This is a genomic window from Apibacter raozihei (assembly GCF_004014855.1).
In the GTDB taxonomy this organism is placed as follows: Bacteria; Bacteroidota; Bacteroidia; order Flavobacteriales; family Weeksellaceae; genus Apibacter; species Apibacter raozihei.
This window is the reverse complement of sequence record NZ_CP034930.1, coordinates 1,014,555-1,032,629: the sequence shown is the minus strand read 5'-3', so window position 1 is coordinate 1,032,629 and position 18,075 is coordinate 1,014,555. Positions and strand designations below refer to the sequence as shown.

Below are 18,075 nucleotides of genomic sequence, written 5' to 3'. Positions count from 1 at the left end.
TATAATAAACTGCAATAATAATACCTAAAATAATTGTATTCTATATTTCATAATCACACATATCATAACTACACATATTTTCTTGAAATCCGTTAATTAAAAAGAGTTTAATGGCATTATTTTTGAATCGTATAAATATAGAAACAATATAAAAATATATATTATGGAACCATTTCTTCAAACAGGCAAAAGAATTGTCAAAAATTGGTGGGTAATGCTTATTCTAGGTATTCTTTTCCTTATTGCAGGGGTAATAACAGTAACCCAACCTGCGCCCTCATTAGTATTCTTAACCACATTTTTTTCAGTTTCTTTCTTTGTTCTGGGTATTTTCGAAATTTTCTTTTCTTTAAGTAACACTCATACCAGTTCATGGGGATGGTATCTTGCCGGAGGTATATTAGATTTACTAATCGGTATCATATTATTAAAATCCAGCATGATTACACAAATGGGAATTTTAGCTTTCTTCATTGGTTTCTGGCTTTTGTTTAAAGGTGTAAGCCTAATAGGTCATTCCTTTGATCTTAAGAATTTAGGAATAAACAGTTGGGGATGGCTACTGGTATTAGGAATATTGGAACTCATTCTTTCATTTGTCATTATACTTTTTCCACCTGTAGGGTTAGCTGCTCTTCTAATTTGGATTAGTATATCCCTTATTTTCTTAGGTATTTATTATATAGGCCTTTCGTTCAGCCTTAAAAACATTAAAGATAATATAGAGTAAATTTTCTATCAGTTAAAAAATCCCGGCTTTTAAATTGTTGCAATACAAAAGCCGGGATTTTTTGTGCGTATACATCTTGAATATTTATCGTCCCGACTACAGTACTTTAAAACAACAAATTATAATGACAACTTGACACGTTTACTTTCATTTTGTCATTCAAGTAGGTATTGGCATGTTTTTCGAAAACTCAATAAGTACATTTTTTTAATTAAATTAAACAAAAAAAATTATAAGGTTATGTCAGAATTATCAATTAGACCATTAGCTGACCGTGTGGTAGTAGAGCCGGCAGCCGCTGAAACAAAAACCGCATCAGGAATTATTATCCCTGATAGTGCTAAGGAAAAACCTCAGGAAGGAGTAATCGTAGCCGTTGGAACCGGAAAAAAAGACGAACCACTAACTGTAAAAGTAGGTGATAAAGTTCTTTACGGTAAGTATTCAGGAACAGAATTGAAACTGGACGGTAAAGATTATCTTATTATGAGAGAATCAGATATTTTAGCAATCGTTTAATTAAAAATTCATTTTAATCATTAAAAAAAAATACAATGGCAAAAGATATTAAATTTAATATAGAATCTAGAGACGCTCTTAAAAAAGGAGTAGATGCTTTAGCAAATGCAGTAAAAGTTACTTTAGGACCAAAAGGAAGAAATGTAGTAATACAAAAACCTTTCGGAGCTCCTCATGTTACCAAAGACGGTGTAACTGTAGCTAAAGAAGTTGAGCTGGAAGATCCTATCGAAAACTTAGGGGCTCAAATGGTGAAAGAAGTTGCTTCTAAAACTAACGACATTGCAGGTGATGGTACTACTACCGCTACTGTATTAGCTCAGGCTATCGTTAGAGAAGGCCTTAAAAACGTGGCTGCTGGAGCTAATCCTATGGATTTGAAAAGAGGAATTGACAAAGCGGTTATTTCAATTGTTGAAGAATTGAAAAAACAATCTCAGGTTGTTGGTTCAGATTCTGAAAAAATAAAACAAGTTGCTTCTATTTCAGCTAATAACGACGAAACCATTGGTTCTTTAATTTCTGAAGCTTTCGGAAAAGTAGGTAAAGAAGGAGTTATCACCGTGGAAGAGGCAAAAGGAACAGATACTTATGTTGATGTAGTTGAAGGTATGCAGTTCGACAGAGGGTACCAATCTCCTTATTTTGTAACAAATACTGATAAAATGATCACGGAACTGGATAACCCGTATATTTTATTATGTGATAAAAAAATATCCAGCATGAAAGATTTACTTCCGGTTTTAGAACCAGTTGCTCAACATGGTAAATCTCTGCTTATCATCTCTGAAGAAGTTGATGGTGAAGCTCTTGCTACCCTAGTTGTTAATAAATTAAGAGGTTCTCTTAAAATTGCAGCGGTTAAAGCTCCAGGATTTGGAGACAGAAGAAAAGCTATGCTGGAAGATATCGCTATATTAACCGGTGGAACCGTTATTTCCGAAGAAGCAGGATTAACTTTAGAAGGAGCTACTCTGGAAATGTTAGGTACTGCTGAAAAAGTAACTATTGATAAAGATAATACTACCATTGTTAACGGTGCCGGAAGTGATGAAAACATCAAACAAAGAGTAAACCAAATCAAAGCTCAAATCGAGAACACAACTTCAGATTATGATAAAGAAAAACTTCAGGAAAGACTTGCTAAACTTGCCGGCGGAGTTGCTGTTCTTTATGTTGGTGCTGCTTCTGAAGTAGAAATGAAAGAGAAAAAAGACCGTGTAGATGATGCTTTGCATGCTACCCGTGCGGCTGTTGAAGAAGGTATAGTTGCTGGAGGTGGTGTAGCTTTAGTAAGAGCTATTGATGGAGTGGCTAAACTGGAAGGAGCTAATCAGGATGAAAATACCGGTATAAAAATAGTAACCAGAGCTATTGAAGAACCTTTACGTCAGATTGTAGCTAATGCAGGTGGAGAAGGTTCTGTTGTAGTTAATAAAGTTATGGAAGGTAAAGATGATTTCGGATACAACGCAAAATCAGAAAAATATGAAAATATGCTTGCTGCTGGGATCATTGACCCAACTAAAGTTACTCGTGTAGCCTTAGAAAATGCAGCTTCCGTAGCTGGAATGCTTTTAACTACTGAATGTGTAATTACAGACATCAAAAAAGATGAACCTGCGATGCCACCAATGGGTGGAGGTATGCCGGGAATGATGTAATAAAATAATTTTTTTAAATATAAAACTGTCAAAAAGATCTTTTTGACAGTTTTTTTATTTTTGCAAAAAAACTAACTATGGAAAAATTTACGATTGTTGAAAATAATCTGGCTCCAAAAAGCCTTAGATTTATTAATTATTTTATAGACTATGTGGTATTTATCCTCATATACTTCATTTTATTAATAGGTCCTTTTTATTTTTCAGAATATACTGTTATGGATATAATAAAAATAGTAAATGAGCCTGGAATTAAACTTATGACAAGACTTATTAATATGCTTCTATATGCTTTATTTATGTGGGCGGTTGAAGCTTTACTAAAAGGAAAGAGCTTTGGAAAATTCATAACCGGAACTAAAGTAGTAACTGAATATGGTGAAACTCCTACCCTGCAAAATTATTTGTCCAGAAGTTTTTCTCGTATTGTACCCTTTGAATTTCTTTCATTTTTTGGGAGAACTGGCTGGCACGACAAATGGTCAAACACAAGAGTAGTGAAAGAAAAAGATTTTGACAGAGATATGAATGCTTTACAGGCTATTGACCAAATCGATGGAAAGGAAAATCCTGACGAAGGTCTATCATCTATTTCATTATAAACCAACTACATTTGCAAATTTATTAATAAAAATGCTTATAGTTGAAAAATTGTTAGTAATTTTGCAACGTTTTAAATAGGGAACAAATATTCACATGAAAAATCCTTTATTTTACGCAAAGATCTTACTTTTTGGAGAATACGGAATCATTGAAAATTCAATGGGCCTCACCTTACCTTTCGATTCCTACAAAGGGACTCTGAAGTTTTCTTCACAAGAAGATAAGATACATCTTGCCTCAAATATATCTCTGCAAAAATTTGCAGAGTTTTTAGAAACACTAGATTTACCCACTAAATTTGAGCTGGATGTTGCTAGTCTGAAAAATGACATTGAAAAAGGAATGTATTTTGATTCCAATATACCTCAAGGCTATGGAGTTGGAAGCTCCGGAGCTTTGGTAGCAGCCATATTTGAAAAATATTCTTTAAATAAATTATCTTCCGAACAAATTTCCAAACAGGATTTAACCGACCTGAAATTAGTTTTTGGAAAAATGGAATCTTTTTTTCATGGAAAAAGCTCAGGTATTGACCCTTTGATTTGTTACATGAATATTCCTTTGTTAATTCAGTCAAATTCAGAGGTTGACAAAGTGGGTGTAACTCGTACTTCGGAAGGTAAGGGCGCTGTTTTCTTGATTAATTCCGGTATGCCCGGTGAAACTGAGCCTATGGTAAACATCTTTTTTGAAAAGCTAAAAAATGAAGGCTTCCGTAAAACCCTTAAAGAAGAATTTATCCGATATAATAATGACTGTATTGAATCATTCCTGAATCGGGATATGAAACCTTTCTTTAAAAATTTAAAAAAGCTTTCTCTTTGGGCACTCAATAACTTCACACCGATGATTCCAAGCGAGTTTTTAAAAATATGGAAAAAGGGAATTGATACCAATACCTATTATTTAAAGCTTTGCGGTTCCGGTGGTGGTGGATATATACTTGGCTTTACTCAGGACTATGAAGCGACTGAAAAAATGTTGGAAGGCTATAATAAAGAAGTAGTTTATCGATTTTAAGTCTACAATTATAAGTTTTTTGTACTTTTACTTGACATAACCCTTCTATGGAAGCTTCAAGTACTAATATTTTACTTATTAATTTGTCTCTTTTGGTGAGAGTACGAATATTAAATGTGATCATGCTTATTCTGGCAATGTACATTTCGGCTTTCTACCTGTTTGATCACACCGGTCTTTTCTGGGAAAAATTCAAAAATATAAAACTTCACGGCATAGTTTTCTCTTCGGCACTCAGTGCGATGGCGGGCTACATCATTAATTTTTTTTACGATCAGGATAAAGATCAAATTTATCGACCTATTTCTACAATGATGCAACGATTTATACAACAAAGCACTGCATTAAGAATTTATCTGATTTTCAATTTTATATCCCTCACAATTACTTTATTTTTGTCTTATAGAATTTTTATTTTTTTTCTGGTTTACCAATTCTTAATATGGTTATATAGTCATAAACTCAGCCGGCTGGTTTTTATTAATAATCTCACCAATTCTATATTGATGATATTTCCTTTCCTGGCACTCTTTCTGTTCTATGAAAATTATGCTCCCTACATTTTATATCTTGCCGTTTTCCTTTTTCTCATTATTCTGATCCGGGATATTTTTAAAGATTTTCATTCGGTAAAATATGACACACTTTTTCAATACCATACTCTTCCTAACACTTTGGGGTTCATTCCAACCAAAATAATACTTATCTTTTTACTTATACTTTTAACCTGGGTTTCCGTACATCTTACCTTTGAACCACATTTAGTCGAAATCAGGCTATATTACCTGCTCACAGCATTATTATGCATGGGGCTTATACCCGGACTTTGGTTTTCTGATCGACGTTTAATTCAGGTTCTGATAATTATGATTAAATTCTGGATTTTTTTAGGAACTATTTCCCTATTATTTATTGATGGGAATCCCTTACCTTTGCATTTTAGAGGTTAGTAGAATCAATATATTACCTCTACGCCAAATATTAAGTATATTCAAAAGTAATGAAAAATAATTCAAATAACAGAAGAGGCTCAGGAAGAAATGAAAAATCGTATAAGAGAGATTCTTCATATTCAAAAGATACCCGTAAGGAAAACAAAGTTTCCAAATTTGACAATAAAAGAGAAGATAAACCAAAAAGGGATTTTAAATCTCCTCCAACGTTCAGAAAAAATCAGACAAAGAAAACTCCGGAAAAAGAAGGAACCCGATTAAATAAATATATTGCTAATTCAGGAGTTTGCAGCCGTAGAGAAGCCGATTTATTTATACAAAACGGAGTTGTACAGGTGAACGGTAAAACAATTACCGAATTCGGATATCAGGTAATGCCCGGTGATGATGTATTTTTTGATGGAAGATACATCAGACCGGAAAAAAACGTTTATGTGCTTTTAAATAAACCTAAAGGATATATATCTACCACCAAGGATGAAAAAGCCAGAAAAACCGTATTGGATCTGGTTGCTAATGCATCTCCATACCGATTATATCCGGTGGGAAGATTAGATCGTCAGACCACAGGAGTATTACTGCTTACCAATGACGGAGAGCTTACCAAAAAACTTACGCATCCTTCTCATGAAATGAAAAAAATATATCATGTAACCCTGGATCGTAAAGTTTCAGTTGAAGACTTCAATAAACTTCTGGAAGGACTTCGTTTTGAAGAAGGAGTTGCAAAAGTGGATAAAGTATCCTTTATAGAAGGAGCTCCTAAAAATGAAGTAGGTGTTGAAATTCATATCGGATGGAATCGTATTATCCGAAGAATGTTTGAGAGACTGGGTTATAATGTTGAAAAATTAGACCGGGTAATGTTTGCCGGATTGACTAAAAAATCACTCAAACGAGGATATTGGAGAATTCTAACAGACCTGGAAATAAATAATTTAAAAATGCTCTAATGGGAGCATTTTTTTTATATATACTTTCTGACATTCAGATCCTACACATTACAATACCCAAAAAATAATTATTTAATCCCTCTTTTATCCAGCCATTCTCTATAAGCTCTGGCATTTCTCATATGTTCATCAGCATTGGAAGTAAATGCGTGTCTACCTGTATTCTCAATTGCACACATGAACAGATAGTCAGTTTTGGCAGGATTGAGAACCGCATCTATAACAAATTCATTAACCATGCAGATAGGTAATGGGGGTAAGCCTTTGTATTTATATGTATTATAAGGAGAGTCAACCGATAAATTTTTTACCCTTCGAATGAGTACTTTAAATCCTTTTACCTTTCGTTCTGCATAGATAACCGTAGGATCAGACTGAAGCTTCATACCTTTTTTTAAACGGTTTAGATATAAACTTGCAATAACAGGTAGTTCGTCCTTTTTCATATATTCTCTCTGAACGATAGAGGCTAAGGTATAAACTTCCAATCTTGTTAAGCCTAATGTCTGAGCCTGGTCAATTCTTTGATCTGTCCAAAAATTAGTATACATTTTATCGAATCTTGAAAAAAATTCTTGAGGAGGAGTATTCCAATACATAAAATAGGTATCCGGTGTAAAGAATATTTTCAGTTGCTCTACATCTGAAAATCCTTTTTGATGAGCAACGGATTTAAAATAATTGATAAATGTTATAGAATCACTTTCCAGATTTTTCCCTAAATCGCCGGCAAGCTCATAAACATCATCATAGCTCTTCAAGCGTAAATGTACCTCTTCCTGTAAACCAAGACTTATTTTGCGAATAATCTCCTTATTAGTTTCTCCTTTTAACAATTTGTACTTACCCGCTTTTACTTTTTTTGACAGATCCGACTGATGAGCTGAATGATCAAAACTGGCGGCATCAATTAAATAAGGCGATAGTATTTTTCTTACCTGATCATAGGTTGCATGAGTAGGTATAAAAACGATTCCATTTCTGGAAATATTAGAAGAATAATTCTTTTTGTAATAAGGGTAGCCGATAAATATTCCTGCTATTACACCTATACAAATAAGAACTAAGATTAGTCTGAAAACTTTTTTCATACACTTGGGGATTTCCGCACTTCAATATTTAGGTATAACGCAAAAATACAATAAATTTATATCTTTGTATTTACTAAAAATTGTTAAAATTATAACTATGAATCTGGGTCTTCTGGGAAAAAACATATCTTATTCCTTTTCACAAAATTATTTTTCACAAAAATTTAAAACATTGGGTTTGGATGGATATACATATCAAATATTTGATATACAGGATAAGAAAGATATTCCTACACTTTTTGAAATGGAAGAACTAAACGGTTTCAATATCACCATACCCTACAAACAGGAGATTATTAAGTATTTAGATGAACTAAGCCCTGAAGCTGAGAAAATTGGTGCAGTTAATACAGTAAAAATATCCGGAAATAAAAAAACAGGTTATAATACAGATGCTGTTGGTTTTAAAAATTCGCTGATTCCCTTATTAAAACCTCATCATACTTCGGCCCTTATATTAGGCAGTGGAGGTGCATCCAAAGCTGTAGCCTATGTTTTAAATTCTCTACAGATTGATTACCTGGTTGTTTCCAGGACAGGAAATACTAATTACGACTTACTGGATCAGAAAATTCTGGATAATCACCCTTTAATTATTAATACAACTCCCGTGGGAACTTTTCCTAATATCGAACATATGCCTTCTGTTCCTTTTGAGCATTTTACTCCTGAACATCTGGTCTATGATCTCATCTATAATCCTGAGGAAACCCGACTGCTAACCGCAGCCCGAAATAAAGGAGCTCAAATTAAGAACGGTCTGGAAATGCTTCACCTGCAAGCAGAAGCCGCCTGGGATATCTGGAATTCCTGATTCATTGCTGAATAAAAGTATTGTAAAAAGATACTAATTTATCGTATTCTTTTCCGATCATTTTATAATACGTCTCAGCAGATTTATAATCCGCTTTTTCTACTTTTTGCAGAAGAATTCCCACATATTCATGTATTAGACCACAGGATAAATAAAAATCTTGGTATACAATCAGATAATCTGCAGATTTTAATAAAGAATTATTCTTAGGCAAATTTTTGTTATGTTGAATAGAGTTAAAAAATTCTTTGTTTTTTTGAGACAAAGACTCCCGAATCAAAGTGGCCTGCTGTAGCTCCTTCCATATTCCTTGAACCTGAGTTAGATTTTCTTTCATAGGAACAACAAACTCAGCAATTTTACTGGTTTGTAATAACCCTTTTTCTGCTTCATTACCAATAAGCTCAGCTTCGTGAGATACCTCATCCCATAAAGCTACTGCATTTGTAACCTTAGCATTAAGACTGTCTTTTAAAGAATTATAAAGCTTACGATCATCATCTTTTATATATCTTCGAAGGACAAAATAATCCGATATCTCCTGGCAAGTACTTAAATAGGAAGCATATTGATTTTCCGCTAGGATAATTTTTTTATGTATTTCATTTTTTACCGGCAGGTTAGAAATATTTTTATAGGTTTCGAGATATTGAGTACGCTGACCGGAATCTTCAATTACTAAAGGCAAAATAAGAGGTTCCGGCTGTGCATCATATTTAATTTTTATGAAGTTATTTTCCGACTGTGCCAGAACATTTTCATATTTCTTCAATTGTAAAACAACAAAATTCCGATAATAAATAACGGCGTTACTATATTTTATAGTAGACTCATATACAATCGATTGTTTGTTTTTAACTTTCTGCGCGCTTAACCATCCACAAAAAAGTAATACAAAACATCCAAGAATAAGTTTGTTTATTTTTAACATAGTAAAAACCAAATTTAATATTATTTATGATTTTTTATTAAATATAGTTCCTGATGCCTGAGCTTTAGGTAATAGGGTCATGTCTGCTATCTGTACATGATCGGGTCTGGAAACAGCATAATAAATAGCATCCGCAATATCTACTGCCCGTAAAGGTTCAAAACCTTGGTAAACAGCATCAGCTTTATGAGCATCTCCTTTAAAACGAACAAGAGAAAATTCTGTTTCTACAGCTCCGGGAGCTATATTAGTCACTTTGATTCCTTCCGAAAGTAAATCCATCCGCATCCCCTTGCTTATAGCCTCAACAGCATGTTTGGTAGCACAGTATACGGAACCTTTGGGATAGGTTTCTTTACCTGCAATAGAACTGAGGTTTACGATATGTCCACCCTGACCATTTGCAATTAGTATAGGAACCACTGACTTGGAAACGTTTAAAACACCTCTGACATTAGAGTCAATCATAGAGTCAAAATCATCCAAAGATGCCTCCTGAAAAGAATCCAGCCCGTGAGCATTCCCTGCATTATTAATAAGAACAGTCAGCTTTTTCTTCCATTCTTCCGGAATACTGTTTATAGCGTTTACAACCGAGTCTCTGTCACTCACATCAAATTGTAAGGTCATCACTTTTACCTTTTCCTTGAGCTCAGACTGAACTTCCTCCAAACGTTCTGCCCTTCTTCCACAAAGAATTAAATCAATACCGTGATGCGCAAACAGTTCTGCTGTTGCTTTTCCGATTCCTGAAGTAGATCCTGTAATTAAAGCTGTCTTTTGCATACCCTTGTTTTTTTGTTTGATAAAGGTACAAAATGAAAATAAAAATAGCTGCTCAGTAAGCAGCTATTTTAAATATATTATACTATTTGGTATTACCATTCATAATTCTCTATGAACTCAATATCTTTAATTCTAAATCCCCTTGTGTTATCCGTTGACAATACTGAAAATTCCAGTTTAGAATTATCCATAATTAAATTATCCGGAATACGAACCATTACTCCTATATACTTATTTTTATTGTTGGATACGTTTAGTTCCGTATCAGGAATTGACAGTTTTTGATCATTAAGAGTTACTGTCAACAAGTTTGTATTTCCAATATCTCCGGCATTGTAAACATTAGCATTGAACCGATATCTTAAAGTAATATTTTTTCTATTGCCTATCATCAGATGGTCTAAGGTTAGAGATGAATTTTTAGCAGCAGGCATCCACAAAAAAAATCCTTTTTTAGCCAAATCATTAGTCCCGTTTATTTTTCTAATATCGGCGGTTCCATAAGCATCGCTATACGCTACCCCTTCTTTTTCATTATCAAAATTAATAACCGCGGCTACTTTAGGCCAGGGACTAGCTGATATAGGATCTCCGTTGCTTTTAGTCACCTGATTAAAAGTTTCTTTAAAAAAACCGGCAGCAGGAACCGGAGGTACTGAATAATCATCGTTGCTTACACAGGATAAGGTAACTACAGCCGCTAAAATAGCTATCAATGAATATATGTATAATTTTTTTATATTTTTCATACTAATTTTCTTTTACCGTTATTTTGAATCACCTGTTACTTTTATATTATCAATACGTATCCCTACCGTATTCAGCGTTGCTGTTGTATAAAACTCCAGAGTCATAGTTTCTGTAGAAGGCAAATCCTCCGAAGGTTTAATAGTTACATACCCGCTGTTGGATATTTCTGTGGGAGGAATGGTTAACTCTATTCCGTTGCATTTTACTTTTAAAATTGAGGCATCGGAAGAAACCGCATTGTTCGTTCTGAGCTTATATGATACCCTAACATTAGTAATTCCGGAAGTATTTATTCCCGCTATGGTTAATGATGAAGCCCGATTGGCAGGAAACCAGACATGTTTGTTAATAGAAGCTGTTGAACGTACATCGGCCGTAGCGTTGGCATCGCTGTACTGTACAGGAGCTCCCATGTCAAACCCGGTTACGTTAGATATTTTCGGCCACGGACTTGCCCATGCTGTTCCATCTGCTTTCAGACAATTGGAAAACGTTTCGTAAAACAGTGGTGGAGTTTTATCAAAACCTTGTAAATCGTTAATGCTTCTAAGCAGAAACTGATAGGTTTTGTATGAGCCATCATAACGAGTGACCACTCCCCTTGCCCTTCCTTCTGAGTACGGAATGGTATAAGAACCAAAATTTGCATAATCACTTACCCTTACGGTAAAATAATCCGTTGGCAAGTCATTTACCTGATTATTAGTAGCTGTTTTTTCTCTTACAAAAGTTGAGCCTGCCTCATTGAATTCAAGATCACTCAGCTCAACCAATGTGCACAAATAGGCTTCATTATTGTTTACATCTTTTACCGTTAATGGTTTTCCTGAAGCATTTGTTTTTATAACTAAATCTTCTTCATCTTTTCTCTCGTTGCCAAGAACTATCTGAGAGGTCATCACGTTTGGAGAAATCTGATCCACAATATATCGTGTAGATTGTGTAGGTTTCATTCCAATCTGTACCATTCCATTTTGTTTTCCGTAATAAAGTCCTTTTAGCTTCACGTATATTTTTGCCCCCAAAGGATAATAGGTATAAATGCTGGATTTGTTAATACTTAGCATAATTCCCTCCTTTCCATCGGCAGTTACTATAAATAAATTTTTATAAATATTCCCTGCCTGATCGGAAGAAATTACAAATCCCTCGAGAATATCATCGTCGCCAAAAGGAAGAGATTCCGCAAGAGTGTCATTTACCGTTTTCCCGGTAAAAAGAGGAGCGGAAGATCGTATCTCCGTCAGGGTACGAGTAGGTGTTAACTCCTGACCTGCATTTGGAGCAGGGGCTTTATAATCATCATCGTGGACACAGGCCGTAGTTGAATAAACAACAAAAAAGGCTATCCATATTTTAAGAAACGTTTTAACTGTTTTCATAATCACTAATTTGTCACTTTTCATTTAGAATCGTAAATACACATTTAGGAAGTAAGATCTACCCCTATCGTAAAATAATTTGTTTCCAAACAAGGGATAAGTCCTTGCCTGATCTTCTGCAAGCTGAGCATAGTTTGAATATCGTCCCTGTTCAAAAGCTCCGGTAACATATCCTCTTTCATTAAAAATATTGTTAACTGAAAGACTTACTCCCATACTGTATTTTCCAAAACGGAAAGATTTACCTGCATTTGCATTCAGCATAAATACGTCCTGATATTGTTTTTGTTTTAATACAGCCCGTACAGTTTCCGGTGTTGCTCCTTCATACGGATAAGCAGGATCTTCCATAACAAAGTTTTTAGTTCTGGAAAGTGCTGAAATATCTGAATATATATCTTGTAGGAAATTTCCGGTTACTCCTACCCACCAATATCTGGGATTATTGTATCTAAGTCCTAAGGAATATCCTTTTTGAGGTGTTCCTGCTATTTTGTAATCTTTTATATACGATTTACCAAAGCTGTTTACACCGGTAGCCACATCGCTTAAAATATATAAATCCGGGTTATTTTTATAAGTGTACTGTCCTACAGAAGCAATTCCCGATAATGTAAGCGAAGTCATGATTTTCCAGTCAATACCGATTTCTGTGCCCAGATAATCTTTTTCCACCCCGGTGAGCACTTCAGATATAAATGCATCCCCATTACCATCCAGACTAACCCCCTGAGCATAGTAGCGGGTAATTTCCACTGCATCTTTAATTTTCGTATAATATCCTGTAGCCCTTGCTTTTACTGTTGGAGTACGAAGCACGTAACTAATATCACTGGCGTTTATTTTTTGATTGGTCAGGTTAGGACTCATCTGATTGTTTAAACGAGGATTAGCAAATATTTCGTTTAAGGTAGGAGCAGATTCATAATAGGCCGCATTTAAGGTAATAAAATTACGCCCGTTCATTTTATATGTAAGACCTGCCCGCATTCCTGACTCTATGAAATTAGCTTTATTACTTTTTCCGTAAGAATTATCTGCGTATAGGCCATGTCTGAATTTACCGTCTCTGTAGGCCTCATTCCAGGCAAATAATAAAGATACAGCCATTTCCCATTTATCCAGAGTTAACCGGGTAGTTGCATTGGCAGATACTTCCTGACGGTGTAGTTTGTAATAATATTCTGTTTTATCTCCTTTTCTGGCTACACTTCCCGGGCGTTCAATATTATAATCATCAATTGAAGTTGCAGAACCATCTCCTTTCAGAAAAGAAGATTTGTTAATTACAAGGTCTGCTCCCAGCAAATCGTTGACTTCCCTGTAATTTTCAGAATTCAGATTCTGATAATTCAAATTAAGGATAAATTTCCAATTATCTGCAAACTGAGTACTTAAGTGAGTGGCAGCATTAAAGGTTTTATCTTTAATCACATCGTCTACTAAGAAAAAAGTTGCACGTCTGCCGGTTATCCCGCTATACGGATCTGTGTAAGTAGGAGCATTATAATTTGCATTGTATAACCGTTCCCAGTTTACCTGAGTAACTGAGGTATCGTTGCTCTCCCATGCATCCAGCATTCTTTGATATTCAGTAGCATTTCCTACACTTAACCAGTAGCTGGGCAAATTTTTATAATAAGTAGGGGATGGATTATCGGCTTCGAAACGGTTCAAACGGGAACTTTTATTATACCCGAACTGATAAGAGGCTGTGGTTGTCAATAAGGTCTTTGGTGAAATGTCCCAGTAATGGCTCAGCATGAACATGGGTTCAAAAATACGTTTTACTCTCTCATTTCTTTTATCTCCATCCTGCCAACCCCAATACGAGTTGTAGTTCTTGCCTCTTAAATCATATGCTTCCTGTGTATTAGGACTGGAACCCGATTTTCTTGAAGGTGAGCCAAAAGCTGTCAGGTTAATTCTATGTTTATCCGACAATTTTTTTTCTATAGAAGCAAAATATGCATAAGAATCATTATAGGTACCGTCAATTACACCTTCTTCCATCCATCTGCGGGATCCCGAAATAGTAAAAGCCCATCCGGAAGGGAGCATACCTGTAGAATAGGTAGCCATTAAACGATGCTGATAAGTACGGTTAGTTAACGAATAAGATAAATTTAATCCTTTGCGATAGTTGGATGCCCGCGTATCGTAGTAGGTGGTTCCTCCCAGATCGCTGAAAGAAAAATCGGATACGGTATTATTCTCGGCCAACTCATACGGATATTTAATTACGTTGTTCAGCCCTCCCCAGTTACCAAAATCGGGTCTCCCGGTATGGTTTTTTGACATGGGTATACCGTTAAATAAAATATTGGAATACCGGTTATCCGTACCCCGGACTTTAAACCAATACGCTCCCAGCTCAAAGGCTGCAGTACGTGAAAAGACATCTCTTGAAGCCTGTAACAACCCTATTCCTGTTTGTCCTACGGTAGATCCTTCATCTGTAGATAAATCTCCGTCTGTTAACGTGATCATTCCGACATCTACCTGCGAAGGATTGTATTCCAATTTAATTTCGCCCATATCTTTTTTTATTTCTCCCTGTGAAAGTGTAAAAGATAATGTGGAAGGAATGTATCCGGATTTTGTTACAATTAAAAGATATTTTCCCGGAGTAAGATCTTTTATCTGGAAATATCCGACAAAATCTGTAGAAACCTGTAAAGAGCGATCTTCCCCTAAGCTTATTGTGGCATGATTTACGGGCTTGCCATCCTGATCTTTAAGATAGCCGAAAATCATAGTTTGTGCAATGATTACCTGATAGAAAAACACTATCAGACAACTCAGCCTAAATTTCATCATACTTAGTTATTTTCGTTAAACTTATGTTAACAAAACTAATTATTTATTTTTACATTTGTGCAAATAAATCAATCAAAATGAATAATTTATTGTTAAGAATCATATTTCCTTGCTTTTTTATTACGCTTTATTCAAATGCTTATGCGCAGAACTCTCAAACGAGGAATTATAAGACGGCAACCGTTATGTTTTATAACGTGGAAAACTTATACGACACCATCAAATCGGCAGATATCATAAATGGCAATTTATTACCGGAAGATCCTAACTATCAAATCAGCGTTCCTGAAGACAGCGCTCTGGCTTCAGGGTTAGAAATTTACAAGGGAGAGCTTAGTTTTGAAAAGCTTAAAGGAAAACAGGTGATAAGAAAACAGATTCTGACGGATGAGTTTTACTATCAGGGCACCAAGGTCTGGAATTCAAAAAAATACCAGCAGAAAATAAGTAATCTGGCCAAAGTAATATCTGAGGCGGGCAGAACCGAAACACATGCTTCCCCTGCCATCGTAGGCTTATGCGAGGTTGAAAACGAACACGTTTTAAACGACTTGTGCAAGGAACTGCGAAAGAAAGGAAGTGTTTACGGGTTTGTACATTTTAATTCTTTTGATGCGCGGGGGGTAGATACCGGACTTTTATATGACAAGTCCCGTTTTATCGTAACAGGACAAAAAAGACTGATTGTCAGTCTGGAAAGGAACTCGGGCTACCGGGAATATACACGGGATATTTTATGGGTAGAAGGACTGCTGGATGGTGAAAAAATGTATTTTTTTGTCAATCACTGGCCTTCAAGAAGAGGAGGAGAACAGGCCAGCATGCCGAAAAGAATTAAAGCGGCAGAGGTGCTAAAAAAAGCCATGGACAGTATTCTCACTGTGAACCCTGATGCTAAAATCCTGGCTATGGGAGATTACAACGACGATCCTACCAGCCCCAGCATTAAAAAAACCATCGGAACTTTTTCCAGAAAAAGCGATATAAAAAAAGGATTGTATTTTAATCCGGCAGAACAATTATACAAAAAAGGATCCGGTACTCTAGCTTATCAGGACATTTTCAGCTTTTTTGATCAGCAGATCATGTCTCCGGCTATGGTCAGCAATCCCAACCAAGGATATCAATATTACTCTATGAATGTTTTTTCCCCACTTTATTTAACTACTAAAGAAGGACAATGGAAAGGCTACCCCTTCCGTTCGTTTTCGGGAGATAATTATACCGGCGGATACAGCGATCATTTTCCGGTTTACACAATTTTAATCAAGGAAATTAACCCGTAGATATTCTCGATAAGCAACCTAATAAAAAAACCGGCATTCTCATTTAGAATGACGGTTTTTTTTAATGTACTATCTTTTTTCGATTTTTTTAAAAAATCAGAATTTACTTCATAAAAAAGGCCCCGAAGATAGTCGAGGCAAACTTAACAGTTTAAGATAAATAAAAATGATTTACAATATAATCTTAGTTCCTTATAAATCATATTATAAACTAAAGATTTTATATTAAACTAACCTTAGTCCTTTTTTTCAATAAAATACTATCAATTTATTAGATTATCAATCATTAGAAAACCATAACATATTTTCTTCTATTATATCTTTTACGATTTTTTCATTAAATGCAGTTATACAAAATCTTGTATCAGTGTACTAGTAAAACGGATGTGTTTTATTAATTCTTGTTTTTTACCTTATGATTGTTCAATCTTTTACCATAGTTTTAAAAACCATTTTCCTAAACTATAGACTATTGATTTCCTAAAAGTTATTAGACAATTTCCTTCGTAAAAACCTATTTTATTTTAGTATCATCAATAGCTATAACCTTCATAAACATGCAAAAGTTATCCTCTAAAATTTATATCTCCTGATATTTGATTTTCATCTTGATCTATCTCATAATATCCCAAGTCGAAGTCCAAAGATAAATCATCTAAGATTTCCTCGATTTGTTTTAATATTTTAATGAAATTTGCTTCATAACCTTCGTAATCTATATGAATAAAATATTCAACGCTATCAGTTGTATTTATATATAGTTCAAAATAGTTTTCAACATATTCATAATCATATCCAAAAATCCTCGTTCTATATGATAGATTTGGAAATACCTTTTTTTAAATTTTCATACAATATTTGAGGGTCAGGGTCATTTATGCTTCCGTCTCCTCTAAATTTGTTTAAATTCATAAATGGTTCTATACCAAATTCCTGGTTTTTACTTTTATAAATATATTTTCAACATTAAGATGAGAAATTTAGATTACAATGTTACTTTTAAACTCTTTACCCCTTCTACCCCTCCATTATCAAACTTTGTATTGATAATAAAACGAAAATAATTATATCTAATATCTTTATTAGCACCGCGATTAAATGAAAATTATTATTCAGAATATCTTGTGCTAAATTTCTTAATTCTGCACTACTCATATTTGATAAATCAAAATTCACTATATTTTATCTTATTTTCCGCAATTAGATGACTTTATAATCTCATCAAATTTACTTTGCTCAACCATAGAACTATAAGATTAATATCTTTTGTGTTTGCTGTTATCATAGATGAGTCTTGAATTCTAATATCTCTTGTAAAGATGACAATTTTCAAATAAATCAGATATTGACTGATTTATTTGTTTGATTAAGTCCGCTAGTATAATTATTTAATTTTCTGACAACAGTAAGCTCAAAGCTAATATTAATACTTATTTAATAGCATATCTATATAATTGTCAATAACAATCTTTTTTTCAGAATTATTTTTTAAAAAATCCTGAATTATTGGATTTATAAAAATTATTAGATTAGGGATTGTTATATTAATTGATTTTTCAATAGTTGTAAAATCAAAAAACGTAATCGTTCCGTTATTTTCAAATTCATATCCATTAAAATCCCTCATACACCCTATACCTCTATAGATCATATCTAATTCAGATTCTATACTTTCAGAAGGTATTATGTAGAAATAATTAATTATTGGAATATATTTTGGATCAAAAAAAACATAAATTTCATTAAGTATCATATTACTAATTTTTAACAGCA

Annotated in this window: 16 protein-coding genes; 9 read left to right on the top strand and 7 right to left on the bottom strand. The window is 34.2% G+C overall.

Annotated elements, in window-relative coordinates:
* The first annotated feature begins 163 nt into the window (after positions 1 to 163).
* The 7 genes from EOV51_RS04715 to EOV51_RS04685 all read left to right on the top strand — a co-directional run bounded on the left by EOV51_RS04715 (position 164) and on the right by EOV51_RS04685 (position 6,442).
* The gene (locus tag EOV51_RS04715) at positions 164 to 730 is read left to right on the top strand and encodes an HdeD family acid-resistance protein (protein WP_128150362.1); all 567 of its coding nucleotides are present in this window, start codon (positions 164 to 166) and stop codon (positions 728 to 730) included.
* Between the two features lie 240 nt (positions 731 to 970).
* Positions 971 to 1,249: a co-chaperone GroES gene (locus EOV51_RS04710; RefSeq protein ID WP_128150360.1), complete on the top strand. Its 279-nt coding sequence runs from the start codon at positions 971 to 973 to the stop codon at positions 1,247 to 1,249.
* A gap of 35 nt (positions 1,250 to 1,284) precedes the next feature.
* Positions 1,285 to 2,913, top strand: a complete 1,629-nt coding sequence (groL, locus tag EOV51_RS04705) for a chaperonin GroEL (RefSeq protein ID WP_128150358.1) — start codon at positions 1,285 to 1,287, stop codon at positions 2,911 to 2,913.
* 77 nt (positions 2,914 to 2,990) lie between these two features.
* Positions 2,991 to 3,515, top strand: coding sequence for an RDD family protein (locus EOV51_RS04700; protein ID WP_128150356.1), 525 nt, complete (start codon positions 2,991 to 2,993; stop codon positions 3,513 to 3,515).
* A 94-nt stretch (positions 3,516 to 3,609) separates the two neighbouring features.
* The gene (locus tag EOV51_RS04695; protein WP_128150354.1) at positions 3,610 to 4,536 is read left to right on the top strand and encodes a mevalonate kinase family protein; all 927 of its coding nucleotides are present in this window, start codon (positions 3,610 to 3,612) and stop codon (positions 4,534 to 4,536) included.
* Positions 4,537 to 4,583: 47 nt separating this feature from the next.
* On the top strand, positions 4,584 to 5,486 hold the full coding sequence (locus EOV51_RS04690) for a UbiA family prenyltransferase (RefSeq protein WP_128150352.1): 903 nt from the start codon (positions 4,584 to 4,586) through the stop codon (positions 5,484 to 5,486).
* A 50-nt stretch (positions 5,487 to 5,536) separates the two neighbouring features.
* Positions 5,537 to 6,442: a pseudouridine synthase gene (locus EOV51_RS04685; protein ID WP_128150350.1), complete on the top strand. Its 906-nt coding sequence runs from the start codon at positions 5,537 to 5,539 to the stop codon at positions 6,440 to 6,442.
* A gap of 68 nt (positions 6,443 to 6,510) precedes the next feature.
* On the opposite strand, the gene mltG is transcribed toward EOV51_RS04685, so the two are convergent.
* Positions 6,511 to 7,533: an endolytic transglycosylase MltG gene (gene mltG / locus EOV51_RS04680; protein ID WP_128150348.1), complete on the bottom strand. Its 1,023-nt coding sequence runs from the start codon at positions 7,531 to 7,533 to the stop codon at positions 6,511 to 6,513.
* Between the two features lie 97 nt (positions 7,534 to 7,630).
* Here mltG and EOV51_RS04675 point away from each other — a divergent pair, with 97 nt between their 5' ends.
* Positions 7,631 to 8,347, top strand: coding sequence for a shikimate dehydrogenase family protein (locus tag EOV51_RS04675; RefSeq protein WP_128150346.1), 717 nt, complete (start codon positions 7,631 to 7,633; stop codon positions 8,345 to 8,347).
* A gap of 1 nt (position 8,348) precedes the next feature.
* Here EOV51_RS04675 and EOV51_RS04670 read toward each other — a convergent pair whose 3' ends face one another.
* The 5 genes from EOV51_RS04670 to EOV51_RS04650 all read right to left on the bottom strand — a co-directional run bounded on the left by EOV51_RS04670 (position 8,349) and on the right by EOV51_RS04650 (position 15,016).
* On the bottom strand, positions 8,349 to 9,278 hold the full coding sequence (locus EOV51_RS04670; RefSeq protein ID WP_128150344.1) for a hypothetical protein: 930 nt from the start codon (positions 9,276 to 9,278) through the stop codon (positions 8,349 to 8,351).
* Between the two features lie 24 nt (positions 9,279 to 9,302).
* Complete coding sequence (locus EOV51_RS04665; RefSeq protein WP_128150342.1) at positions 9,303 to 10,064, bottom strand: SDR family NAD(P)-dependent oxidoreductase; 762 nt, start codon at positions 10,062 to 10,064, stop codon at positions 9,303 to 9,305.
* A 92-nt stretch (positions 10,065 to 10,156) separates the two neighbouring features.
* Positions 10,157 to 10,813, bottom strand: a complete 657-nt coding sequence (locus tag EOV51_RS04660) for a hypothetical protein (RefSeq protein ID WP_128150340.1) — start codon at positions 10,811 to 10,813, stop codon at positions 10,157 to 10,159.
* An 18-nt stretch (positions 10,814 to 10,831) separates the two neighbouring features.
* Complete coding sequence (locus EOV51_RS04655; protein ID WP_128150338.1) at positions 10,832 to 12,196, bottom strand: DUF5689 domain-containing protein; 1,365 nt, start codon at positions 12,194 to 12,196, stop codon at positions 10,832 to 10,834.
* Between the two features lie 24 nt (positions 12,197 to 12,220).
* Positions 12,221 to 15,016 (bottom strand): carboxypeptidase regulatory-like domain-containing protein, encoded by a 2,796-nt coding sequence (locus EOV51_RS04650; protein WP_128150336.1) that lies wholly within the window; start codon positions 15,014 to 15,016, stop codon positions 12,221 to 12,223.
* Positions 15,017 to 15,093: 77 nt separating this feature from the next.
* Here EOV51_RS04650 and EOV51_RS04645 point away from each other — a divergent pair, with 77 nt between their 5' ends.
* Positions 15,094 to 16,302, top strand: coding sequence for an endonuclease/exonuclease/phosphatase family protein (locus EOV51_RS04645; protein WP_228427726.1), 1,209 nt, complete (start codon positions 15,094 to 15,096; stop codon positions 16,300 to 16,302).
* Positions 16,303 to 17,725: 1,423 nt separating this feature from the next.
* On the opposite strand, the gene EOV51_RS04640 is transcribed toward EOV51_RS04645, so the two are convergent.
* The gene (locus tag EOV51_RS04640; RefSeq protein ID WP_128150334.1) at positions 17,726 to 18,055 is read right to left on the bottom strand and encodes a hypothetical protein; all 330 of its coding nucleotides are present in this window, start codon (positions 18,053 to 18,055) and stop codon (positions 17,726 to 17,728) included.
* Between the last annotated feature and the right edge of the window lie 20 nt (positions 18,056 to 18,075).